At 49.8% G+C, this 24090-nt stretch carries 25 protein-coding genes and 1 pseudogene; 13 read left to right on the top strand and 13 right to left on the bottom strand.

Going from position 1 to position 24090, the window contains the following annotated elements:
• Both M0R30_RS14180 and M0R30_RS14185 read left to right on the top strand, forming a co-directional pair.
• On the top strand, positions 1-197 hold a 197-nt coding region (locus M0R30_RS14180; protein WP_292548061.1), incomplete at its 5' end, for a hypothetical protein.
• Positions 198-452: 255 nt separating this feature from the next.
• A complete protein-coding gene (locus tag M0R30_RS14185; protein WP_292548063.1) occupies positions 453-1556 on the top strand; it encodes a hypothetical protein in 1104 nt (367 codons plus the stop codon).
• Positions 1557-1670: 114 nt separating this feature from the next.
• Here the strand turns inward: M0R30_RS14185 and M0R30_RS14190 are convergent, their stop codons facing one another.
• From M0R30_RS14190 to M0R30_RS14230, 9 genes are all read right to left on the bottom strand, one after another.
• Positions 1671-3608: an ATP-dependent helicase gene (locus tag M0R30_RS14190; RefSeq protein WP_292548065.1), complete on the bottom strand. Its 1938-nt coding sequence runs from the start codon at positions 3606-3608 to the stop codon at positions 1671-1673.
• 316 nt (positions 3609-3924) lie between these two features.
• Positions 3925-4821, bottom strand: a complete 897-nt coding sequence (pdxS, locus tag M0R30_RS14195; protein WP_292548068.1) for a pyridoxal 5'-phosphate synthase lyase subunit PdxS — start codon at positions 4819-4821, stop codon at positions 3925-3927.
• Positions 4822-5033: 212 nt separating this feature from the next.
• Positions 5034-5999, bottom strand: a complete 966-nt coding sequence (cysE, locus tag M0R30_RS14200) for a serine O-acetyltransferase (protein ID WP_292548069.1) — start codon at positions 5997-5999, stop codon at positions 5034-5036.
• 11 nt (positions 6000-6010) lie between these two features.
• Positions 6011-6943: a cysteine synthase A gene (gene cysK / locus M0R30_RS14205; protein WP_292548071.1), complete on the bottom strand. Its 933-nt coding sequence runs from the start codon at positions 6941-6943 to the stop codon at positions 6011-6013.
• A gap of 686 nt (positions 6944-7629) precedes the next feature.
• The gene (gene comE / locus M0R30_RS14210) at positions 7630-8760 is read right to left on the bottom strand and encodes a sulfopyruvate decarboxylase subunit beta (protein WP_292548073.1); all 1131 of its coding nucleotides are present in this window, start codon (positions 8758-8760) and stop codon (positions 7630-7632) included.
• Positions 8753-10027, bottom strand: a complete 1275-nt coding sequence (locus M0R30_RS14215) for a cysteate synthase (RefSeq protein WP_292548075.1) — start codon at positions 10025-10027, stop codon at positions 8753-8755. The genes comE and M0R30_RS14215 overlap by 8 nt, the downstream gene beginning before the upstream one ends.
• A gap of 4 nt (positions 10028-10031) precedes the next feature.
• Positions 10032-10652 (bottom strand): (Fe-S)-binding protein, encoded by a 621-nt coding sequence (locus M0R30_RS14220; protein WP_292548077.1) that lies wholly within the window; start codon positions 10650-10652, stop codon positions 10032-10034.
• A 3-nt stretch (positions 10653-10655) separates the two neighbouring features.
• The gene (locus M0R30_RS14225) at positions 10656-11363 is read right to left on the bottom strand and encodes a GTP-binding protein (RefSeq protein ID WP_292548079.1); all 708 of its coding nucleotides are present in this window, start codon (positions 11361-11363) and stop codon (positions 10656-10658) included.
• Positions 11360-12163: an ATP-binding cassette domain-containing protein gene (locus tag M0R30_RS14230; protein WP_292548081.1), complete on the bottom strand. Its 804-nt coding sequence runs from the start codon at positions 12161-12163 to the stop codon at positions 11360-11362. The genes M0R30_RS14225 and M0R30_RS14230 overlap by 4 nt, the downstream gene beginning before the upstream one ends.
• 104 nt (positions 12164-12267) lie before the next feature.
• On the opposite strand from M0R30_RS14230, the gene M0R30_RS14235 reads away from it, so the two are divergent.
• The 6 genes from M0R30_RS14235 to M0R30_RS14260 all read left to right on the top strand — a co-directional run bounded on the left by M0R30_RS14235 (position 12268) and on the right by M0R30_RS14260 (position 17859).
• A complete protein-coding gene (locus M0R30_RS14235; protein WP_292548083.1) occupies positions 12268-12756 on the top strand; it encodes a helix-turn-helix domain-containing protein in 489 nt (162 codons plus the stop codon).
• 3 nt (positions 12757-12759) lie between these two features.
• On the top strand, positions 12760-13701 hold the full coding sequence (locus M0R30_RS14240) for an ABC transporter substrate-binding protein (RefSeq protein ID WP_292548085.1): 942 nt from the start codon (positions 12760-12762) through the stop codon (positions 13699-13701).
• 209 nt (positions 13702-13910) lie between these two features.
• Positions 13911-14228, top strand: a complete 318-nt coding sequence (locus M0R30_RS14245; protein ID WP_292548087.1) for a MoaD family protein — start codon at positions 13911-13913, stop codon at positions 14226-14228.
• A gap of 174 nt (positions 14229-14402) precedes the next feature.
• Positions 14403-15206, top strand: a complete 804-nt coding sequence (locus M0R30_RS14250) for a sulfite exporter TauE/SafE family protein (protein WP_292548088.1) — start codon at positions 14403-14405, stop codon at positions 15204-15206.
• A gap of 260 nt (positions 15207-15466) precedes the next feature.
• Positions 15467-16651, top strand: coding sequence for a cysteine desulfurase (locus M0R30_RS14255; RefSeq protein ID WP_292548090.1), 1185 nt, complete (start codon positions 15467-15469; stop codon positions 16649-16651).
• A gap of 137 nt (positions 16652-16788) precedes the next feature.
• On the top strand, positions 16789-17859 hold the full coding sequence (locus M0R30_RS14260; protein ID WP_292548092.1) for a ThiF family adenylyltransferase: 1071 nt from the start codon (positions 16789-16791) through the stop codon (positions 17857-17859).
• A 73-nt stretch (positions 17860-17932) separates the two neighbouring features.
• Here the strand turns inward: M0R30_RS14260 and M0R30_RS14265 are convergent, their stop codons facing one another.
• The 3 genes from M0R30_RS14265 to M0R30_RS14275 all read right to left on the bottom strand — a co-directional run bounded on the left by M0R30_RS14265 (position 17933) and on the right by M0R30_RS14275 (position 19722).
• On the bottom strand, positions 17933-18238 hold the full coding sequence (locus M0R30_RS14265; RefSeq protein ID WP_292548094.1) for a hypothetical protein: 306 nt from the start codon (positions 18236-18238) through the stop codon (positions 17933-17935).
• Positions 18213-18851 (bottom strand): hypothetical protein, encoded by a 639-nt coding sequence (locus M0R30_RS14270; RefSeq protein ID WP_292548096.1) that lies wholly within the window; start codon positions 18849-18851, stop codon positions 18213-18215. The genes M0R30_RS14265 and M0R30_RS14270 overlap by 26 nt, the downstream gene beginning before the upstream one ends.
• 634 nt (positions 18852-19485) lie before the next feature.
• Entirely contained in the window at positions 19486-19722 is a 237-nt protein-coding gene (locus tag M0R30_RS14275; protein WP_292548098.1) for an Lrp/AsnC ligand binding domain-containing protein, read from the bottom strand.
• Positions 19723-20077: 355 nt separating this feature from the next.
• Here M0R30_RS14275 and M0R30_RS14280 point away from each other — a divergent pair, with 355 nt between their 5' ends.
• Together M0R30_RS14280 and M0R30_RS14285 are read left to right on the top strand one after the other, a co-directional pair.
• Positions 20078-20434, top strand: coding sequence for a hypothetical protein (locus tag M0R30_RS14280; RefSeq protein WP_292548100.1), 357 nt, complete (start codon positions 20078-20080; stop codon positions 20432-20434).
• Positions 20431-20658 carry a hypothetical protein gene (locus tag M0R30_RS14285; RefSeq protein ID WP_292548103.1) on the top strand — a complete coding sequence of 76 codons (228 nt, stop codon included), beginning with the start codon at positions 20431-20433 and terminating at the stop codon, positions 20656-20658. The genes M0R30_RS14280 and M0R30_RS14285 overlap by 4 nt, the downstream gene beginning before the upstream one ends.
• 162 nt (positions 20659-20820) lie before the next feature.
• Here M0R30_RS14285 and M0R30_RS14290 read toward each other — a convergent pair whose 3' ends face one another.
• Positions 20821-22095: an amino acid permease gene (locus tag M0R30_RS14290; protein WP_292548105.1), complete on the bottom strand. Its 1275-nt coding sequence runs from the start codon at positions 22093-22095 to the stop codon at positions 20821-20823.
• Positions 22096-22438: 343 nt separating this feature from the next.
• Between M0R30_RS14290 and M0R30_RS14810 the strand changes: the two are divergent.
• The 3 genes and pseudogenes from M0R30_RS14810 to M0R30_RS14300 all read left to right on the top strand — a co-directional run.
• A pseudogene (locus tag M0R30_RS14810) lies at positions 22439-22630 on the top strand (4Fe-4S dicluster domain-containing protein); the annotation flags it as partial.
• Between the two features lie 21 nt (positions 22631-22651).
• Positions 22652-23596, top strand: coding sequence for a (Fe-S)-binding protein (locus M0R30_RS14295; protein ID WP_292548107.1), 945 nt, complete (start codon positions 22652-22654; stop codon positions 23594-23596).
• A partial coding sequence (locus M0R30_RS14300) for a hypothetical protein (protein WP_292548109.1) occupies positions 23593-24090 on the top strand: 498 nt, incomplete at its 3' end. The genes M0R30_RS14295 and M0R30_RS14300, both read left to right, overlap by 4 nt.

The following is a 24090-nucleotide window of genomic DNA, read 5'->3' on the forward strand; positions in this document are numbered from 1 at the left end:
AGGGATGGGTGGAAAAAAACCGGGTTATGGTGTTGTTCCGTGACAACGGAGGGGTACCGGGCGTTGCAGGCTTCATTCTCTATACGGTTGACGCCGGGGAAAATAAGGGATCAGGTTTGCGGCAAAAAGTGCCTGAAATTTTTGTAAATATTTGGTTAGGACAGACATGGGGGGTGGGTACCCCTCCGGGCACATGAGGGGGCCCCACCTCCCTTCCAGATGAGAGGGGGGATCCCCTACCAGTGGATGAGTAGTTCGCCCGGCACTCATTTTTGGGTGCGGGGAAATAATCCGCTCGCTGCCATGCCTCTACATGAAGTAGCAGATATAGCCCTATAAAATCTGGGGTCCAAGCTTTGGAAGATTCATATTTCCTTTGGGATATTTAGGATAGGGCGATAAAAATGAAAGCAGATGATTTATTGAACTGAAGGACAATTATCGTTAGAAATATGGATCCCGAAATAATTTCATTAGTAACCGCAATTTTCGTTCTATTGAGTATCCTTTTACTATTGCTTTTAGCGATCGCATCTATTGCAATTATAATTTACTATGTTGTTATTGATATCTTCTTTAATAAGGATAAGAAAAATTCTGTCGAGAATGATCTAAAGAAATACGAAACATGGTCTTTCGAAAAAATAAAAACAAGAATTGAGTTAATTAATAAAATTGTTATCTTGGAATTTTTTATTGCTCTTATTGTTTTGGTTGGTTTAATCTGGACAAATAAAGTTGCTATCAATCCTGAAACACTGCAATTACAAAATATTGCATCTTTTTTTTACGATAATGTTTCGTATACTCTCAATTGTCCAATCAACTCATGTACATTGTCAAGTAATGCATCCTTCTCATTAGAAAAAATCTCTATAGCAATTGGATTATTGGGAGCAATTATCGTTTATGCACATTTTTTCGAAATGTTGGGAGATGATAGAAATTCAAAAAAATATGGAGAAACTCAAAAGAAATATTTCGGATTTTTCGTAAATTTATGGGTTTTCACCGCAATTTACACTTTATTCGCAATAATTGTAGAGGTAATAAAAATGGATTTTGATATTGTCAAACAATTACTTCCCTTAACAATAGGGTGGATTAATGTGATAATTTTGATACCATTGCCTTATTATTATCGGAAGAATTTTGAAAATTACGAAGCAATAGAAAAATTCAATGAAGTAAAAAAGACTGACAAAAATGATAGTATTTCTTCGTATATTTTTATTTTAACTATCTTGGTTGCTTACTTAGGGTATTCTTTGGATTTTGATTTTTTATTACTCATTTTTTTGGAGATTACACTATTACTGATGTACTTTTGGACAAAACGTTTCCAAAATTTACCCAATGAAAAATGTATTATAAAATTAAATGAAGAACAAAATTATTCAAGATCTCCTAATTTTAGAAATCCACCCTTTTTAAAAGATGCGTACATTATTGACGAAAATGAGAATAGTTATACTGTAATCCTCCCCACCGAAGAAGATAAAATAATAATCATGAAATCTGCAATACGTGAAATAATAATTCCTAAAATCGAGTAAATTATTAAATTTTATCTTGTGTTAGTCTTTTTACGGTTTTATTTATCATCTGGGCAAAATTATTAGAATATTTTATGAATCCGAATCCAAGTTTGTGTCTATGGATGCGAAAAATTAAATTTTTAATTTTTCTACGTATTTCTGCCCGCTTAAAGGCTTGTTTGGTGCATCCCACAAAAACCGTGTTAATGTCCGTTTTGCATTTCCAAAACTGCGACCTGTATGAGTTTGTTGCCCGGTTCTCTGATTACAATATGTTATGTATAAAAATTTCTTTGCTCTTGATAATGATACGTACAACAAACGTCTTTCATCCCCTTCCATCTCTTCGGTTTGTCTTCCAGGAATGTACTCATCTTCGCATGCTGCAAGGATCACTGCTGTTGCGGTAAGACCTTTGGCCTTATGCATTGTCATAATATTGATCTTTTCCGGATCAAGTGCCTGTTCAATCTCATTTACCGTCGCGGACAATATCTGAATTAGATTCTTAAAATCAGAGGGATCGGTTTCATCAATTACAGTTTTTATATATTTTGTGAGTTTTGATTTATTTTCGCTATCTGGAATAATGTCTTCGACAAAATGGATAAGCGATTCAAAAATTTCGTCTCTATCAACTGATCTTTCAAAGAGTTCGATCATTTTTGTGTGTATCGAAATTTTTTTATTAATAAAATCTATTGCCCCTGCAATTTTTTTCCCGTCCCTTGGAATCAAATTTGAATCGTGTTGAATTTTATACGCGGCTTGCGAAAAAGTAATTCCCACTTGATTTGCTAATTCGTAGATTTTTGCGTATGATTTTTTACCAATTCTGTTTCGTTCAATATGAAGAATCGTTCTTAATGCCAAATTGTCTTCAGGATTTTCTAATAAATTTAGAAGTGCAATAAACTTTCTACCTTCATCTGTATCAAGAATTGAATCCGTATCTGGAACCGTTACGGGAAGATCTCGGGACACTAAGGCATCTCTGATATTTGATGAGAATAGTCCATGGCGATCACTACGTGTTAAAATAAAAATTTCATTGGGTGGAATCCCTTTTTTCTTGATTAAATAATTACAAATTGTGGCAATACCTTTTGCCTCATTATCTTGATCTTCAAATCTAAGAATATGGACTGCTCCTGTTGAAGCATCAGGCATTGGGTTCAATGGCTTTTTAATCCGTGAAGGATCTAAATTTGCAACAAATGTTGCAAGTCTGATAATATTTTTATCGCATCTTACGCATATTTTCAGAGTTAAAAATTGTGAAGGATCAAAATCTTCATTAAACCGTCGTATTCCTTTTGGTAGAGCAAATCTGAAACCATATATGCTTTGATCATCATCACCAGCTGCATAGACTTCCATCCCTCGGTCCCTCAAAGCGAAGACGATCCCCATATCACAGCGATTCAGATCCTGATATTCATCAACTAATAAATGCAAATAATCCGATTCCAAAGAGAAATTATCCGTCTGCTCAAGCGATCTTTTTAGTTGATAAACCAGTTCTTCCCGTAATGTATAACCGTAAATTTTTCTATGTTGATGCCATGCCCCTAAAAAAGTCGGATCAGGGAACCTTTCCTCCCATCTTTCTTTTTCGGCATCCAAGGTTTGCCAATCAGCTGATAAAAGATTAAATTTTTTTGAAATTGTTTTGATATCGGAACTCAGAATATCCTTCAGATCTTCAAAAATAATATTTCTCTCTTCCCAATCGTCAGCAATTCGCAGTGGTTTTGGGATTGATTGGATTGTATCAGCATTTTTTAATATTTGTCTTAATGCGAAAGAGTGTATTGTTGATACCCGAGGTAATGCATGTTCTTCTCCAATTATCTCCGCAATTCTTTTTCTTAATTCGAAAGCAGCTGCTCGCGTAAATGTTAATGCAAGAATTTGGTTTGGTGGGACATTTTTTTCATTAATTAAAAAAACAACGTGTCTTTGCAGAGTACGCGTTTTACCTGTTCCCGGACCCGCTAATAAACATGCATGAGAGCCGCAATGTGATGCTGCAATTTTTTGTTCGTCAAGTAATCCTTCGTCCCACATTGTACCAATTAATCATAACGGTCATTGAGGTATTAATTCATTTTATACGATTTTTGATTTAAAATAATTCAAGTCTTTTTTCGGATACCTATAATCCTTAACTATAAAATATGGGCATTTAAATTCGAATTATTAACTAACCAATTACTCCGCTGTACGAATTCTCCAATACCAATCAATAGCACAAAAAGAGGATTAATCATTCAATCCCCATCGTGCATCAGATTCCTTCTTCAACGTCCGTCCGAGTCATATATCCCTGACAAAAACCAAAAGGAGCGTATCCTCATGGGAATGGTCTGTTTCAAACGAGATATCATCTCCCCCGTGTCGCAAGCGTCTCTTCCTTTGTCAGCAGGTGCACGTCCAGCCCGGGCATCGCTTCCCCGAGACTCTTGCTCGCGTTTGCAATGATTGTGGCATCTGTGAAATGGTTTACTGACTCGACAATGGCTTTCGCCCGGCGGGCCGGGTTCTCAGACTTGAATATTCCCGAGCCCACGAATACCCCGTCCGCGCCCAGCTGCATCATGAGAGCTGCATCGGCAGGAGTGGCTATGCCACCGGCCGAGAAGTTCACGACCGGCAGCCGGCCCCGGGTCGCGGTCTCGATGAGCAGCTCCACCGGGGCTTCGATCTCGCGGGCATATGCGACAAGTTCTTGCGGTTCGAGTTTACGGATCGTCCGGATGCCTCCCTGGATCGCCCGCATGTGGCGTACGGCCTCAACCACATTGCCGGTGCCGGCCTCGCCTTTCGTGCGGATCATAGCTGCACCTTCGTTGATGCGGCGGAGCGCCTCTCCAAGGTTACGGGCACCGCAGACGAACGGGACGGTGAACTTTGTCTTCTCGATGTGAAACTCCTCATCAGCCGGGGTGAGAACTTCGCTTTCATCGATCATGTCCACGCCGAGCACCTCCAGTATTTGTGCCTCGACAAAATGGCCGATCCGCACCTTGCCCATCACGGGAATAGAGACTGCCTCAATGATCTCGATCACCTTCTCAGGATCTGCCATGCGGGCAACCCCGCCGGCCTTCCGGATATCGGATGGCACGCGTTCTAAAGACATCACCGCAACGGCACCGGCTTCTTCTGCGATCCGTGCCTGCTCGGCGTTCACGACATCCATGATCACACCGCCTTTCTGCATAGCGGCAAATCCCCGCTTGAGGAGTTCGGTGCCATGCCTGAGTTCTGCTAATTCCATGAGGTTTCTCCTTTACTTACATGCCGGACTTACGGATCTGCGGGAATGGTCTGGTGGCTGGACCAGAGTTGCCGGCTCCCGCACGTATCCTACGATGTTGGAGATATGAGTTGATAAAAGAAATCACAATCGTGATTTTTACCGCTATCCGCAGGTTTAAAAGACCGAATAAAAAAAGGACCGGCGGGTGGGTTCGCCGTTACAGATCTGTATCAGATCAGCCGGAGATTGCCCCGCTGTTTCACATACCGGTCCCAGTTCCATGGTTCGTCCAGTACGTTCACGGTCACGTTCTCGATCCCGCAGATCCCGATCGTCCTGCGACGGACCTGATCAGACAGGTGATCGGAGAGGGGGCAGGCCTTGCACGTGAGGACCATGTCGATCTCCGCGCTCTTGCCCTTCACCCGGATCTCCTTGATGAGCCCGAGGTCAACAATATCGATACCAACCTCAGGATCAAGCACTTCCTTCAATGCCTCGCGGATCTGGTTCACGCAGTTGATATCCTGCTGAACCAATGCGGATTCCTGGCCGGGCCGGGTCTGCTCAATGGTGCGAAGCCGCTCTTCGACCTGGTTCTGACGGTCCAGCAGCCGGCTTATCACCCGGAGTACGGGATCGGGCATGACCTCTTCAATTACTTCTTCCGCTTCCCCGGGTTCCGGCCCGGCAATCCTGCCCGGTACACCAACAACGGTTGCACCGTCGGGTACGGACCGGACCACGACCGAACCGGCACCGACTTTTGCCCCTTTCCCAATCCGGATGGGACCAAGAATGGTTGCACCAGAGCCGATGATGACGTTGTCATCAATCGTTGGATGCCGCTTGACTTTGTCAAGAGCCGTACCGCCCAGTACTACCCCCATGTAAATGAGGACATCGTTGCCAACCTCAGCGGTCTCGCCGATAACAACGCCCATGCCGTGGTCGATAACCACCCTCCGCCCCAGCTGTGCTCCGGGATGGATCTCAATGCCGGTTAAGAACCTGCTGATGTGGGAAAGGAACCTTGCCCAGAACTTCCAGTTATGAATCCAGAGCCAGCGGGCTCTCCGGTGAAACCAGAGAGCGTGGAGCCCGGGGTAACAGAAAAGGATCTCAAGCGTTGAGCGGGCCGCAGGATCCTTGGAAAAGATTGCCCGTATATCTTCCCGCAGGTGATCGAAAACCATGGTCAACTCCCTTATGCTTCAAAAAGATCCGGGATACTCAAGTACCGTTCTCCCGTATCCGGCAGGATAACGACAATCATCCTGCCCTTATTCTCAGGACGTGCTGCAACAGCAAGCGCTGCAAAGGTTGCAGCCCCGCCGGAGATCCCGGCAAGGATGCCTTCTTCTTTTGCAAGTCTTCGGGTAGTCTCGAATGCATCCTCATTTTTTACACGGATAATTTCGTCGACCAGATCGCGCTGGAGCACCGCAGGGACAAAACCTGCGCCGATACCCTGGATGCGATGGGGGCCGGGCGATCCCCCGGAGAGAACCGGGGAAGCATCGGGTTCCACAGCGATGGCGCGGAATGAAGGTTTTCTTTTCTTGATCACATCTGCGATACCGGTGATAGTCCCTCCGGTTCCCACACCGGCAACGAGGATATCTATCTGCCCGTCAGTATCACGCCAGATCTCTTCTGCCGTTGTCTTACGGTGGATTGCCGGATTGGCCGGGTTGTTGAACTGCTGGGGAATGTAGAAGTACTTCGGGTTTTCTGCTGCCATCTTCTCAGCAGTACTTACTGCTCCTTTCATCCCTTCAGCGCCGGGTGTGAGAACAATCTCTGCACCGAATGCCTTTGCAAGTTTCCGTCGCTCTACGGTCATGGTCTCCGGCATCACCAGCGTGAACTTGTACCCCCGGGCTGCGCTTACAAACGCAAGGGCAACACCGGTATTACCGCTCGTTGCTTCAAGAATTATCGTGTCCTTGTTGATCAATCCCCGCTTCTCAGCTTCATCGATCATTGCAACGCCGATACGGTCCTTCACACTGCTCATCGGGTTGAAGGATTCAAGCTTGGCAATGACTGTTGCACCCGCGCCGCGGGTGACTCGGTTCAGTCGCACGAGTGGTGTATTGCCAATCGTTGCCGTGATATTGTCATGAATCTTTGTCATGGTTTTTCCCTCTAACGAATCCGGAAATAATTCCGCACAGAGTTGCGGTATTTCCGGTACTTCACAATTGTTAATTGTCGGGGTCAGATATTATACCTTGGTTTCCAGCAAAAGCCCGGGTATAAATCCTGAATTTTCTGGGGTAAGATACGCTCATGAAGATAAGAATTTCGCGGCAATACGGCAAAATTTGTTGCAAAATCAGGGTATATTATGCTGCCTGCATCATACTGTGTGTTCACAAGCGTGAACAGGAAAACAGGCATGAACACACCCAACGGAAATATCGCAAAACCCGCAGCTGACCCGGACGTATCCGGCACCGCTGCCCGTGCCTTCTCCGGCATATCGCCGGTAAGGCCGGTAGAGCGGTTCAGCGGTATCCGGAGCTCCGGGCAGTATTGTCGTCAATCGGAGCTGACAAGGACAGGCACCCCACGAACCGCATCCCGTATAATCCGAAGACGAGCTGCTGTCCATGGTATGTGTCCATGACGAGAATATCCTGATCTCACGTCCTCGATCCATACGTGTCAGACAGATTCACACACACCCGCCATGTTAAATACACATAACGGAACATATCGCCTCATTCAACATACAGCACGCACCCGCTGTGATACCCGGGGAGTCGTCACCCCCCGGCTAATACTTTTTTCCGGCAGATTTTCTAAAAAAAACCAGATTTATTCCTTTGAAGAGGAAAACACAGATTGAAACCGGTCCCGTATCTGTACTGGGCTGAGGGGAATGTTCGGCACATCCCGGTTTCCGGGATTGATCCGGACATGGATGAACGAAGGTCCGTTCTCTGCCGAAGCAAAGAAAGCGGATTCCAGCTCCTTTGGCTCGTGCACGGTCCAGGTATATTCAAACCCTGCGGCAATAGCCATCAGCCGGAGATCAGCGGTATCGGCGCCGGGCCGGGGCTGGTTACCGGTACTGCCAAAGACCCCGTTGTCAAGTGCGACAATGGTCAGGTTTTCCGGCGCTGTTCCGGCAATTACGGGAAGGATGGATGATCCCAGAAGGCTCCCGTCACCATCAAGCACGATCACCCGTTTATCCGGTCGTACGTTGGCAATACCAAGACCAATAGCGGAGGCCTGGGTGTAACTTCCCAGCATGTAGAAGTTTTCATCGCGGTCGTTTACCGCATGGAGTTCCTTTGAGGGAACGCCGATATTTGAGACCAGCACTTCATCGGTTACATGGCGGGCAATTTTCCTGATTGCATCGTATCGCGTCATTACCGGTATACGCCAGTCCCGTTCATAGGACAGGGAAAACGGACGGGAGTTTGCAGGAGACGAACAGGTCGCACTGCACGCAGTTTCAAAAAGGCAGTCCTGGGGAACAAGGATGACATGCGGGGTCTTTTTGGCAAATGCATCAGAAACAGCGTTGCCTATCACTTCCGGCCTGTCAGGATCAGAGATGATTGTGTACGGGATTCCGGCCGCAGACAGGATTTTCGGGAGCGGGCGGTTGAACGGGATCTGTGCCGGAATTACCTCGTTCTCTCCCCCGCGCCAGCTTGCGAGGATCGGGAGCGGCAGACCAAATGTTGAGGTAAGCGACAGGATCGCGTTGAACATATTCCCAAGACCGGAACTCTGGAGTGCAACCAGGGGGCGTGCACCGGCAAGATATGCCCCCGCAGAAATCCCAACGCCATCTTCTTCCCGGGTCAGGCCGATATGCCGGAACTCTTCCGGCAGTTTAAAGAAGAGTCCTTTTGCCCGGTCGCAGGGGATAGCACTGACAAGATCTATTCCCTGTGTCTTCAGTTCGTTTATGATCTGGTTCTCATCCATGGTGCCTGATCCATTCTGTGAGTTGTGCAGCGAGTGCTTCCCGTGGTTCATCCGGACGCATGATCGCGGAGGGACTGACCGTATGGAGAGTAAAATCCTCGCGAATCCGTTCATATCCCCCGCCGGTAAGGTTCAGGAGAATATGATCATCGGGCCCGATAATATCCCTTTCCACTGCCTCGACCAGTGCCGCCGTGGCAATTGCAGCCGCAGGATCGGGATCGATTCCCACGGTGTCACGGATCAGCTTCTCCGCTTCTGTCCCTGCAACATTCGGGACACCGTACATGTGTCCCTGCGTTGCCTGCAATGCATCGAAGAGTCCGCCCTGGATACTGTACGGAGGGTTACGATTTGTCAGCACATCGGACATGACCTTCCCGATGCAGTGTATCGCATCGGGCATATCCACCTCCGGAATGATCTCACGCCGCCGGGCTGCCCATGCCGATACCATGGGGGTGAAGGGTTCGTTCTGGGCAAGGTGGAGGCAGGGCAGCCGGTTCCCGTACGAGCCATCGCCAATAAGCCTCATCGCAGCTTCCCATGCAGCGATCGCCCCGGTACCGCTGCCTACTGCCTGGAAATAGTGATCGGGAATCCTGCCGGTTGTTACGGCGGCATCGAGCATCACCGTCCCCATGCCATCCCGCCGGGCCACGTTTTTTGCACCGCCTTCCGGCACGCACCCGGGAACGGCAGCAAGAGTATTACTCATTGCGATCGCGTCCGAATAATCTCCCTTCACAGCAACAAGGAAGATTGCCTGCGCCGGCTCTGTTGTCCAGAGCCGGGGGACTGCTTTTTTAGGAATTACAATAACGACCGGCCTTCTGCACCGTGCGGACAGTTCTGCAAAGGCCCTGCCGGTGTTGCCTGCCGACGCGATCACCGGAATCTTCCCCCCCAGTTCCTGCAATCGCTGCATGGTGGGCGATGCCTCGAATTCCTTGAATGAACCGGTGGTGAGGTGTGCTTCCCGTTCGGGAAAATAACCGGAAAATGAGATCGACAGATGAGTGAGCCCGAGCTCGCGGGAGAGTTCGTCACTGGTGAAGGTGACCGGTCCTCCGGAGGGGAGGAGGGGAGCGATGACCGGGAGCCACGCCAGGTAACGGTAGATCCCCGGATGGGGCGTGAGGTGCAGTTTCCTGCAGCAGTATTCTGTCCGTACCAGTGAGTTGTGTCCTTTGGGGCAGGAGAGAAGGGAGATGTCTTCTACAATCTCGTTTCCGCCAACACACCGGATCCGGTACTTGGGTATCATGACCTTACAGGATACGGATGTCCTCTACCCGTACATGCACGCCGTCTTTTTTCTTCAGTACCATGTTCACGAGCGCCGTGTGCGACAGGTCGATCATGCAGTACCCCGGGAGGAAACGCTGGCGCAGGCCGAGCGTTGGTGGCCGGAGTACGGTCTCGGCAATGCCTTCAAAGGCGTGGACATGGTACGCCTGCACATCATGGACCGGCCCCTGCTCCTTCCTTGCTTCGAGCGGTCCGACCGTATGGCATTCAATGACGCCGGTGATCGGGTTCGCCGACAGAACCCGGAGGGCATGGTAGATGGGGCAGCCGGGACCTGCCGGCCGACCGAGAACGAGATGTCCTTTCTGGATATCCCACTTCTCCACAAGGTCAGCCCGGAAGGGAACAACGAACTTGCGGGCCGAGGGTTCTCCGGGGAATGCCCGTATGATGAAATCATACTTCGCACCGGTCACATCGGTGCCGGAATAACTGGTCTTATCTGTGGGACCAAGAGGTTCAGGGGAATAGAACGTACAGTCCTCGTTTGCCTTATTTTTCTTTTTAACCGCTTTGACAAAATCGTCACAGCTCGCAACTCCGCAGGCTCCACAGTCCTTGCCCGGGGGCGTCCATGTCAAGATCTAGTCCCCCCGGTAGATATTGTCAGCCTCTTCCAGCGGCCGGATCACACCAAAGTGGTGCTGCCACCCGATCTCCTTCTTGCCGACACAGATCGTACAGACCCCGAGCGGGGGCGTGCCCCGGAGTGTGATCGTCTTCACGTCAGAAATCTCCGGTTGTTTTGCAATTGCCTGGAACAGGAACCGGAGACCGGTGCCCTGAATCGCGTTCGTCTCGATAATATCGATGGCGGGAATCACGCTCCGGATGCACTCCCGGAACACTTCCTTCTCTACCTGGGCGACCAGGTCGGTCTTTGTTACTACTGCCGAATCGGCAAGCGCGATGAGAGGTGCCATCTTGAGGGGGGAATTGCTCCCGGAGACTGCGGGCAGTACGGCAATACCATACGATTGCGTTGTATACGGTGTGCAGCGCAGGCAGAGACCCGCGCTCTCGACAATGAGCATACCGGCTTTGAGTCCCTCGGCCCACTGGATGGCGTCTTGGAGGATCATGATGCCCATATGGTCAGGACAGAGGTCTCCGGAATAAACCTTCCGTGTATGGATGCCGAACTCCTCGCGAAGTTCCTCGTCTTCGAATGCCCGGACTACATCGATCTTGAGGTACGCGGGCTTGTCGGACTTATTGAATTTTTTGATGATCTGGCGGATAACCGCGGTCTTTCCCGCGCTGGGCGGGCCGGCTACCATGATAAGCTTCATGCAGGTACTCCGGTCTTCTTTGCAGAGGTCTGCCGGTCAGGGAACAGCTCCCCGGCACGGATCTTCTCGCGGAGATCCCAGAGAGATGCATCCATACCGGTCACCGTGGCAACGATCTCTTTCTCGCGGCCTTTGGGTTCTATCACAGCCGACACCGCCCCGTTCTTCATGATGATGCGGCGGTCAGTGATCAGGGCGAGGTACGGGTCGTGGGTAACAAAGATTACTGCCTTCTGGTATTCACGGAGGCAGGTAATCACCCGCTCCTTGTTAATGCCGGCATTCTCGATCTCATCGAGAAGAAGGATTGGGGTCTGACCGACCAGGATCGCATCTGCGATAAGGAGCGAACGGGTCTGGCCACCCGAGAGTGAACTGATGCGAACAGACTCCTTGATCTTCTCGCCGGTAAATTCATTGGCCAGCGCAATCGTGCGATCGATCAATTGCCGGGCATCCGTGTCCCGTGCCCTGATATGCAGGGCAAGAAACTTTCCTACCGACAGATCCGCAATGATCTGGGTGTTCTGCGTGATGAGGGCAATCGGTTTTCTTGCCGGGTCGCGCGCCATCTCTTCCGGGGGTTCGTTTCCGTTGACAAGAATACTGCGTCCGGTAACGGTGTCATCCTGTGCCAGAACCTCAATATCGTTGATGAAGGCTGATTTCCCGGAGCCGGTGGGGCCTACAATGGATATAGTGTCGCCGGGACGGATGAGGATCTGGTCGAACCCTTCGATCTCTCCGTCGCGGTTCCTGCCGGGAAGAATCGTGATCTCGTACGTCTGTTCGCTGTGCATCACCGGAATCATGGTGCGGGCAGTAGATAAAATTTCCCAAAACTGCAAATAAATTATCCTTATAATAACAATTATAATCTTAAAAATGATACATAAAGGATAATATGCTTTCAAAACGGATTTTCGAGACGGATTTTACCACGGCGCTGAACGAGGAACTGGAACGGAAAAACATGAATGTGCGGGAACTTGCGGATCTCACGGGCATTCCCACATCCACCCTCTATAAAGTCACGCTAGGGGAACGGGATCCAAGACTTTCGACCGTCAAGAAGATCGTTGCGGTGTTAGAGCCGGAAAAGAACCGGTTCATCGCGATCATTGCAGCAAAATTCCTGCTCGATTCCCTTGAGATACGCGAGGTCGATTTCCAGGGAAAAAAGTTCGGAATACGGGGCTATTCTGCTAATTCACTTGAGGAATGTATTATTGCCGCTGCTCGGGCAGAAAAAGACGGGGCCTCCGGCATCATCTGTGCACCGATCCTTGCATCGATCGTTGAAAAGATCGTAGATGTCCCGGTCGGGATGCTCCGCCCCGAACTCTCCGTTGTCAGTGAAGCGATTAATGCCGTGGTGAAAAGGATCGGGTGAAGCATGTCAGCACAAACCACTCTGCGTATCGGTCATCTTTCGACAATGTACCATACCGCGTTCCTGCTCAGGGGTTCACAGACACTTTCGGATCGCGGGATCGATGCCCGCTGGAAGTTGTATCCATCCGGACCCGACATCATCAGCGCCATGCAGGCCGGCGCTCTTGATCTTGGATTCATCGGTCTCCCCCCGGTCATCATCGGCATTGATCGCGGGCTCCCTCTTGCCTGCATTGCGGGCGGTCATGTTGAGGGAACCGTTATCATAGCCGGTTCCGGGATCGAACCTCTTGCTACATTCAACAATATGCCAGAGTTCCTCAGCCAGTTCTCCGGTAAAGCGATCGGTACTCCCCCAAAAGGATCTATCCACGATGTCATCGTACACGAACTGCTGCGGGAACACGGTATCTGCGATGTCACCGTGAAAGATTATCCCTGGGCGGATTTTCTCTCTGATGCGCTCGTTCAGGGAGAGATTGCTGCTGCTGCAGGCACTCCCGCTCTTGCCGTAACCGCACAGCGATATGGAAACGCGGGTCTTGTGGTTCCTCCGGACAAGCTCTGGCCGTTCAATCCGAGTTATGGGATCGTGGTCATGCGAGATATGCTTGAACAAAAAGATCTTCTCCTGCAATTTCTTTTGGCTCACGAAGAAGCCTGTGAGCTGATCCGGCACGATCCGCGTGCTGCTGCCCGCATTGTGGCAACAACTACCGGTATGGTGGATGAGGCATTTGTGCTGGATACCTACCGCATCTCCCCGAAATATTGCGCATCCCTGCCCCGGGAATACGTTACCTCCACGATGAAGTTTGTCGGTACCCTGCATGAACTGGGGTATATCTCCCACCCTGTCGATGAACATGCGATCTTTGAACAATCCCTTATCCGTGAGATCCATCCGGAACCCCATCACTATAATGACGGGATAGTGATCTGATCATAATTCTGAACAGTTGGATAGAATTCTTAAGGATCCTGATACGGTTAATGCAGGATCAGGAAAGATTTGCCGATAAATTATCACATATATAGTCCTCACGGCATAAAGAAACTAAAAATCAGCTCATAATCCTTCACCCTTTCATATCGCACAGGTTGGAAAAACACGTCAGAAGAATTATGGACAAGGGAACCCGGCATCCCCCCATGCGGGAAGATGAAGACAAGAGCATCTGGCAGGAAAAAATGAGTATCAGAATACGGTTTTTCGCACGGTTCCGGGAATTGCTCGGGACTGATATTGATGTAGAGGATGAAAAGGATCTTACCCTTGAGAGCCTTGTGAAGAAAGTAGCCCGGAGGAACCAGCAGGGCTATGATCTGATCTTTGATGAACAGGGAAAATTCCGCGAGATTGTGATCCTGATGCAGAACGGGAAACGCATTGACAATCCCGATGCGGAAAAAACCCTTGTCGGAAGTGGCGACGATATTGCGGTGTTCCCCCCGGTTGCCGGCGGGTAATGACAGAGATGGAGATCAAAATCCGGGATGGGATTGGTTGTCCCGGTCCCGCAATGGTAACCCGGGGTCCCGGGTGAAAGAAAAGACAGGATCTGAAAGGAACCGTATGCAGCAGATTTTTTTTGCCTGCCAGAGAGCACATGATCCGATAATAAACCAGAGGAAGTAATCCGCGTGTTTGAAACCATCTTCGCATTTTTTATTGCAGCAGGGATCGGCCTTATCGCCTCCATCATAGGGATGGGAGGAGGTTTTCTCTATGTCCCGACGCTCACGCTGATATTTAATTTTGATCCGAAGATGGCGGTGGGAACCAGTCTTGCGGTGATGGTTTTTTCATCCTGTGCCGCAACTATCGTGTACCGGCAACAGAAGAAGGTCCTCGTTACCCTTGCCGCTTTCCTGGTCCTGCCCGCAATGATCTTTTCTGCGCTGGGCTCTCTCATCACTATGTATTTCGACGCAAGGATCCTTGTTGTCCTTTTCGCGCTCGTGCTGATTCTCATGTCCCTTCAGATGCTGGTTCCCCGCTTGTGTATCGTCCCGGCGATCACCTGGGGTCCATCCTTTTCTGTGAATCCTTCTGGTACAGGTCAACGTGAACCATTACGGATTTCCTGCCTTCATCTTGTGGTCTGGGGGGCGATGGGAGGGCTGGTGAGCGGAATTACCGGGACCAGCGGGGGGGCATTTTTCGTCCCGGCTCTTGTGGCAATTGGTATTCCGGTTCATTTTGCGGTTGCCACATCTCTTCTTGCGATCATTCCCACATCCATCACGGGTGCTTCTACCCATGCAGTCCTCGGACATATTTCCCTGCCATTTCTTATCGTGTACGGGGCGGGTGCGGCAATCGGAGCATATGTTGGGGCGTCCATTGCACCGCGAATTCATGCGGATCATATCAAGAAAGGTTTTGGAATCCTGCTCATCGTTATTGCACTCATTATGATCCAGCAGAAAGTACTCGGGGGCTGAATTGAAATGCTCTCATGGCATGAAAAATATCCGTTATTCCGGCAGCAGTATCGCAAGATATTAACAATTGTGAATTCATATGATGTACAATCATTTCAACAGGGAACTTTGCTCCCTGACTGCCCGGGAAAATATCCAGGAAAATATCAAAAAGGATTGCCAGACACGACTATGCCAGAAACGGATCGGAGGTATTCAATGGTAATAATTGATGGATTGAGATCCGGGATGTATTTTCAGCGATTCCAAAGCGGGGTTCTATGACTTTTGACACTATCCGTAAGGATTTCCCTCTCCTCTCTGAAGTCTGTTACCTTGACAGTGCAGCTACGAGCCTCTCTCCGGAGCCGGTCCTTGAAGCAATGCTCGAATACGAGCACAAGTTCCGGGCAAATGCCGGCCGGGGGGTCCACCGGATCGCCCAGCAGGCCTCCCAGAAGTACCGGGATGCCCACCTGAAGATCAGGAAATTCATTCATGCTTCGGAAGGTGAACTGGTCTTAACTAAAAATTCCACCGAGGCAATCAATACAGTTGCATCGGGGCTCCCGTGGCAGAAGGGAGATCAGGTAATTGCCACGCTCCTTGAGCATCACAGTAATCTCCTTCCCTGGATGCGTCTCCGCAACCGGTACGACATTGATCTCCAGCTCCTGACACCTGCAAGGGACGGCACCCTGGATCCAGCCGCCCTTGAGGCGATCATCACAAAGCAGACCCGCCTCGTTGCCATCAGCCAGACTTCGAATGTACTGGGAAATATCGTGCCCATCAGCGAGTTTGCCAAAATCTGCCGGGATTATGGGACACTCCTTCTCGTTGACGGATCCCAGTCGGTCCCGCACATGCCGGTGGATGTGGAACGCTTAGGCTGCGATTTCCTCTGTTTCTCAGGGCACAAGATGCTCGGTCCCACCGGTACCGGAGTCCTTTTCATGAAAACTCCCTGCCTTGAACCCCTTCTTGTGGGTGGAGGAAGCGTGGAACGGGTCACTGCTGAGGGATACACCCTCACCGATGGGTACGAGCGTTACGAGGCCGGAACCCCGAATATTTCAGGGGCCATCGGTCTTGCCCGGGCTGTCGATTACCTGGAAGCGCTGGGTATGGAGAATATCCGGAACCACGAGCAGCAGATCACCCGGTACATTATCGAAGGACTTACCGGTATAGAGAACGTGGAGGTTTTTGGACCCGGGCCGACCGGCAGCCGGATCGGGGTCATCTCGTTTGCCGTCAAGGGACTCAACCCCCACGATGTTGCGGTCATGCTAGACGGTGAGGCAAATGTTATGGTACGGTCAGGCCATCACTGTTGCATGCCCCTTATGGAACACCTGAACTTGAAAGATGGCACGGTTCGGGCAAGCCTGCATTGCTATAACACGATCGAAGATGCGGAGCTGCTCGTAGACACCGTCAGGAAAATTGCCGGGGACTTTTAACATCGGAAAACCGGGGAACATATGTCGGAGCATTCACCAGTGCAGAGCAGATATCAGGACTCTTTCGATCATGAACGGAGTGGCGGGAATGAGGAACACGTTTCCGGTCAGGTACCGGATGAAGAGGAGATGACGGGATGATACCCACAGAAAAAGATGATACCGGATCCGTTCCGGATTCCCGCAATCCGACAAAGAACCGGTACTGCCGCCAGATCATCCTTCCCGAAATTGGGACAGAGGGGCAAAAAAAATTCAAAGAGAGTCGGGCAGTCATCGTGGGCCTTGGGGCAACAGGAAGTTCCGTGGCCAATTCACTGGTGCGGGCGGGGATTGGACAGGTTGTTTTGATCGACCGTGATCTGGTTGAACTGCATAACCTGCAGCGGCAGATCCTGTACAGCGAGGAAGATCTGAACCGCCCCAAGGCTGTAGCCGCTGCTGAGATCCTGCAAAAGATCAATTCGTCCGTTGAGATTGAGGCACAGGTAAAAGACTTCAACATATCGAATGCCGAAAAACTCCTTGAAGGTGCGGACGTGGTAATGGACGGGACCGACAACCTCCAGACCCGTTTCCTCATCAACGATATCTGCGTAAAGAACAGCATCCCCTGGATCTATGCCGGCGTCGTCGGGACCGGTGGCATGGTGATGCCCATCATTCCCGGCAAAACTCCCTGTTTCCGGTGTCTCGTTCCCTCGCTCCCCGGACCCGGCCTGTTGCAGACATGCGACATTGCAGGAGTTTTAAATACAGTGCCTCCCCTCATCGCCTCTATTGAGTGTACCTTTGCGTACCAAATCCTGACGGGACAGTTCGACCCAAAGGATGAGATCTCGTACATGATACATATTGATGGATGGCGGAACACATTCGATCGGGTAGCAGTTGGGAGACGACCGGACTGCCCGTGTTGCGTACATGGTCAGATGGATTTTCTGGATGCGGTCTCCCGGGAGATGATAACATCACTCTGTGGGAGAGACGCGATCCAGATCATCCCCTCATCCCCGATGGAGATCACTCTGGAAGATCTTGAACTCCGGTTATCAAGGCTTGGCGAGGTACGTCTCCACCCGTACATGCTCACCTTCCGGTCCGGAACAGAAGAGATCTCAGTTTTCCGTGACGGACGGGCAATCATCAAGGGAACCAGAGATGAGGCTATGGCCCGTTCTGTCTATGCACGGTATATAGGATTGTAGGTAATTTGTGGAGCCGGATCCAAAAGTTCCGTCCTCAATTCGTTGACCCCTCTCTTTTTCCTGCTTACGGGAGTTACTTTTTCAGAGATCCAGAATCCCGGTGCTTTCGTATCGCAGGTGTTCCTTCCAGCCATCCGGCAATACGCCCGGCCTGCTCGCGGGCAACGTCTCCCGAATCGGTCTTGAGGATGAGCCTTCCGTCCTTGTGGATCGAGACCTCACATTGATCGCTTACGATCAACATAATCCCTGCGTGGGTAATGATCGTGCAGACTTTTCTAAAAATGTCCTCACACAGGTCAAGGTCGAGAGTGAACCGCTCCCGGGGAATTGCTTCGAAAGCGGCCGATGTTTTACAGGGCTTCAGGACCGAATACATACATCCCTTCCAGTGATTTTTCTACTAGAGAATCGATATCAATTTTGCTTTCCTCATTGAGGACATCTTCCGGCTTTGCGGCAGTCGAGGGTTGTTTGGGAACGATGGTGCAGCAAAGGCCCGGGAGCGTGGAGATCTCGTACGTGCCAATCTTACGGGCGATAGTAATGATCTCTTCTTTGTCAAAACCAATGAGAGGGCGGATGACCGGATACTTTATGGCCCGGTTCACTACCGAAAGATTCTGGAGTGTCTGCGAAGCCACCTGCCCCACCGATTCCCCGGTCAGGATCCCGTCAGCACCTTCTCGTTCTGCAATCCGTTCCGCGATACGGTACATCATTCTCCGGCAGAAAAGACAGTGCAGGTGACGGTTACAGTTCCGTGCAATGGTGATGTGGTTAGGTCCGTGGGGAACCACGTAGGTCTTGATCGGTGTTCCGGTCAATGTCCGGAGGTGCCGGACCAGGTTCAAAGTCTTGTCTAAATTTTTTTCATCGGTAAAGGGCCGGTTGTCCATATGGACTGCAACGATCTCAACACCGCGACGGATCATGAGGTACGTTGCCACCGGTGAGTCGATTCCTCCCGAGATCAGAGATATAAGTTTCATAATGATGCTCCCTCCTGCAAAGCAGAGGTCTGTTCTCACCGCAGGAAATTGTATGTTCAAGGGTAAACTCATCAGAAAGGAAAAACGAGTATTTGCACTCATCGTTTCCGTGCTGTGGACTGACACCTGCTGTTGGTCAGGCCCCCGGCGGAGTTCACAATTGTGAATTACCTAAGTATGTCATTTTTATGAATACTTATAATTTCTGCATATTCTGATATCACTCCGTTGAGCAGGGAATTCATCACAACGAGATATTTTGCAACCGGCACAATGGGCAGGGTACGACCCATACTGATCGTTTCAAACGCATAATTCGGATTCGTACGTGAGATCAACCGGGAACTCGTGAGTCGCAGTATCTCCGGTCCGTACGAACCGTACGCCAGCCCGGGATGGTTAAGATGCGATCCCGGTCCGGACTGCTCCTGAATCCGGCTGAAGATAACGGCCTGCCAGGCATATTGTCTGGCTTCACAACATTACTCGTTTGGAGAAAAAGGCCATGAGTGCTTCCGGACCCTCATCCCAATCTTAAGATACTCTCAAAATTCGTGTAGTGAAACTGCCCTGTTCTCCTTTGCTGCTCCCTAGGAGATCAGGGCATTTTTACTTAAAAAAAATGTTAAGGCGATCAAGCCCACTCAAACACAAAGTCTGTTACCGTCTTTTTTATCCCCTTCACCTTCCGGATCTCTCCTAACGTTTTGGTCACGATCTCTTCATAATTTTTACCTTCGACCAGGGCCACAAGATCCTGTGATCCTGTTACAAAGTCTGCACTTTTTACTCCGGTAATCTTTTTCAGTGCAGCTTTTACTTCCTTCTCTTTTCCCGTATCGATATCAATTTTCAGATATGCGTTTGCCATTTTTAGTCAACTCCAGTTGTTGTATTACCTGATATGTCGTGTCAAAGATTGATACACGACAGACGATTTTGATACACTACCCAAGAACCTTTTCCGGAATTATTCGTCCGGATTGAACGGGTTTATACCGGGAGATTTTTGGGAATTTTTCAAAATCCTCAACAACGTTATCTAATTGAATGGTATTTATCACTGGAGAAATCCGTAAAAACAGCCCCAATCGATTAAAAATCATATTAAATGCGGCAGGATAGTGTTCTCTCGATTATGGAACTATTACCTTTAATCATATTAATATGCAATTTTTGCCTCTAAATTATTCCTTATATGCATAAAAGACGACCTTATACTAACCATGCAGACAACTATAGACCGCGAGAATCGCCTGAAATACCGGCAGAAAATTCTCCACAACCTGTCTTCCATCGTCACCGCGGTTGACGAGCTTGACAGAGAAGCTGCTGCTGTAAGGAACCATCTGCACCTGCACGATCGGTTCTTCTTTCAGCATGCGGCGAACCTCCATGAGGATGAAACGTACGGCTCAGCTGAGGATCTCGATACCCTGTACCAGGACACCTGCCAGATGCTTGACCGGCTCGTACAGGCCCGCACCCACATGAACACCGTCTGCACCCTCATGCACTACTATGATTATTCAACCAATCCCATCTTCCAGGAATTTGCAGCAAAGGAGGCGGAGCAGCTGTGACCTACGGAACAATCGGGTTCGGGTTCTTCCGGGATACCGCCCGTTTCAGGCAGCATGTCCTGTACTGGCACATTATCCCTTCAAGCACGGAACTGGGGTACCAGTGCCCGGGAAAAACAATTCCCGTATCGCTGGAATCCTATGCAGAAGGTATCCGGATCCAGGAGCACCTGGTCTTTGTCGGTGCTGCCGGGGAAGTGGCAAGAAGCAGATCTCCGGCCTGATGACTCATACTAATCCGTAAACAGGAGAAAATTCTCCAAATCTCTTTTTCTTTTTCCATGAAATCGTTTTAAGGCGACACATATTCCCGGATTATCCAGCCGGGGATACAGACCTGACGATCTCTTTACGGGAAGAGGGGATCAGTACCTTCCCATTGTTCATCACTGCTTTAACAATTCCCGCTGATGGCGGGGGATTACGATAAAAAAGTACCAGCAGATCGTGATGACCAGCGGATACATGACCGCCCACCCGACAAACAAAAATATCGCGATAGTCAGGACTAAGGAAATGACGCTGATCATCACTCCGTACCTGCTGTCTTTTAAGAGGACAATGCCGGCGGCACAACCGCCAATATAAGTCAGGATGAAGGTGCCGCTCGGAATCTGGATCAGCGTGGAGAGCGAGACGAGCCGGGTGCTGAACACAATCAGCAGAATTGTAAAACATACCGAAAGGAACAGGAGACCTCCCAAAGGTGTATGGTATTTTTCGGATCTGCGGGCCAGCAGGTGTGGTGCAAACCCGTTGGTAGCCAGTGAACACGCAAGACGGGAGGCAGCCCCGATGTAGGCGATGGCCGGTGCCATGCAGATGAAGAGGGCCGCGACACCGGTGACTATAGCACCGGATGGGCCGAACGAGGTTTTAATGATGTGGACCAGCGACACATCGGAGAGAGCCTGGCCATAACTGTGCGTCCCGACTACCACAAAAGCCGTGAGAAAATAAAGGATGCTGATGATCGCAGCGGCAATCAGGGTCCCCCGTATCGCGTCCCGCTGCGGGTCTTCAAACTCGCCGGAGATATGCGAAATCGCTTCCCAGCCTATGAAGCACCAGAACAATACGGCTGATGCATGACCCACACTTTCCCAGCCATAGGGCATAAAAGGCGTGAAGTTGGCAGGTTCAATAGCAGTAAAACTTCCGAAAAGAGTGACGATGATGACGATAATTGTTGTCAGGACGACTGCCACCTGAACCTGACCGGTAATTTTCATGCCGGTATAATTGAGAAGAATGCCTGCGGACAGGATAGCAATCGCAATCAGGAGCCGGAAGGTGTCCCCAAGACTGGCGGCTGCGCAGACATACCCGGCTCCCGTGAGAGCCAGGACCGGAGCACCGACAACGACAGACAGGAGGAAGAACCAGCCGATCAATGAACCGAGCTGCGGGTTGAAGGCTTTTGAAACAAATGAGGAGACTCCCCCGGCATCAGGATACCGGGCAGATAAGAGCCCCATGGTCAGGGCCATCGGCACGACCAGGACTGCCATCAGGCCCCATGCGATAAGGGAAGCAGGGCCGGCAAGTTCAGCGGCCAGCCCGGGGAGGATCAGGATACCCGAGCCAAGGACTGCTCCAGTATAGAGGGCAACAACCTGCGGCAGCCTGAGGATACCTTTGGTTTTCAGAGAGTCCTGCACGTTCCCCTTCCCCGAACCTTAAAAAAAATCTGCATTGTCCAGTATCCTGTTTCCTGTTTTTTAATTAAAAAATGGTGTCTCATCTTATATATCCCGGAACCGGATTTCAATAAAAATGGAAATCGACTAAAATTATCAGCTATTTTTTGCGATAATGTGGGGCTTCAGCACCCATCACAGATCGATTCTCTAAAAAAATAATTGATCGCACTATCCCAACAAATTGCGGTAATATCTGCCGCGAGGTTTATATTTATCGGGGCATAATCCCCAACATAAAAACATTCACAATTGTGAATATACCGGGCATACCGATTGATTACGATTTCAAAGCGTGAGCACCATGAGTGAACTTCAAACTATTATCGACAATTGTACTAGGTGTGGTATCTGCACAGAAGACTGTGATTATCTGTCAAAATACGGTGCAGGTCCCAAAGATCTTGCAGAGCATTTCCAGGAAACCGGTTTTGCTGATGATCCAATCATTCCCTATTCCTGTAATCTCTGCGGGTTATGTGAAGTCAGATGCCCTGAGGGACTGAATATCGGCAAAATGATATTTGAGATACGCGAAGAGATGGTGAAAAACGGCAGTGCCCCTCTGCCCCAGCATGCCCCGATCAAAGAGATCCAGCAGTTCTACATATCCGATGAAATCAGAGTCACACTACCGGCCCCCGGGAAAGAAAAAGCACAGTTTCTCTTCTTCCCGGGTTGTGCCCTTTCTGCATATTCTCCGGACCTCGTCCTGCAAACCTATGAGCATATCTGCAAAAGCCTGCCGGAGACCGGTATTATGCTCGGTTGCTGCGGTGGACCGGTATACCTGCTTGGCGATACAGGTACTGCTACGAAAATCGAGGATGGGATCGCTGAGGACTTCCGGCGGATGGGTGCCACTGGGATCATTACTGCCTGCCCGTACTGCTATCAACTCCTTAAAATGAACCGGCCAGAACTGAACCCCATCTCGCTCTATACGATTCTTGAAGAGATAGGAATTCCCGCACAGAAGTCTGCTCATCATGCGCCCTACACGATTCACGATCCCTGCTCGACCAGGAACGAGCGGGGGATCCAGGAAAGTGCCCGTGTACTCCTCCGGCAGAGCGGACACGAATTTATCGAGACCGGGCATAGTGGCAGGACCACGCACTGTTGCGGCATGGGTGGAATGGTCTATGCCGCAAACGCCGAAGTTGGTGCTGCGAAGACCAGGCGGACGATCGAGGAAGCGAAAGGGGAGATCGTCACCTATTGCGCCACATGCCGTGAGACAATTGCCGGCCAGAAAGGGCAGATCGTTCATTTGCTTGACCTGATCTTCAATCCTGCATGGAAGGCAGCCGGTCAGGTACCCCCAAAAGACCCACAGATCGCGAAAGAAAATCTCCGGTCGCTCAAAAAGAAACTTGTTGCGCTGTCAACAAAAAAAGCAGTTCAAAAGAAAACTCCATCAAAGAAAAAGCCGGGAAAAATTCGAGGTAACCTGACATGACACTCAACCAGCAACCCCTTCGCGGGATCATCCCGATTATCTTTGTTCTTATAGCATCTGTCCTCTTCACCCTCGTGGGAAAAATTTTCTTCGGTCTGGATGCAGCCATGTTGAGCGTGTATGCACTCTTTTTTGTATGGACTGCGTTCCTGATCTCGATGTGCGACCGCTGGCCGGTTCAGAAACTCCGGCAGCCGGTTGCAGGTTTCATTTTTCTTGCAGTAGCCCTGATTATCGGTATCCTGCACCCGGTCATTATGCAGGTTCTCGGTTTTTCACCTGACTTCTACTGGCCACTCATCTCGAACCTTTTTCTCGGTATTGGCATTCTGATCGCATTTGGCAACAAACTCGTTGATGGATTCACCCAGCCAACGGCAATTGCATTAAACGCACTCTTCTGTTATGTGCTGGCTATCCTGCTCATCCAGGTCTTTGGTATGGTTCCTGCGATCTGGTTTGCAATCTTTGTGTTCGTGGTCTTCTGGCTGGAG

It is taken from the genome of Methanoregula sp., from assembly GCF_023227875.1.
Taxonomy (GTDB): domain Archaea; phylum Halobacteriota; class Methanomicrobia; order Methanomicrobiales; family Methanospirillaceae; genus Methanoregula.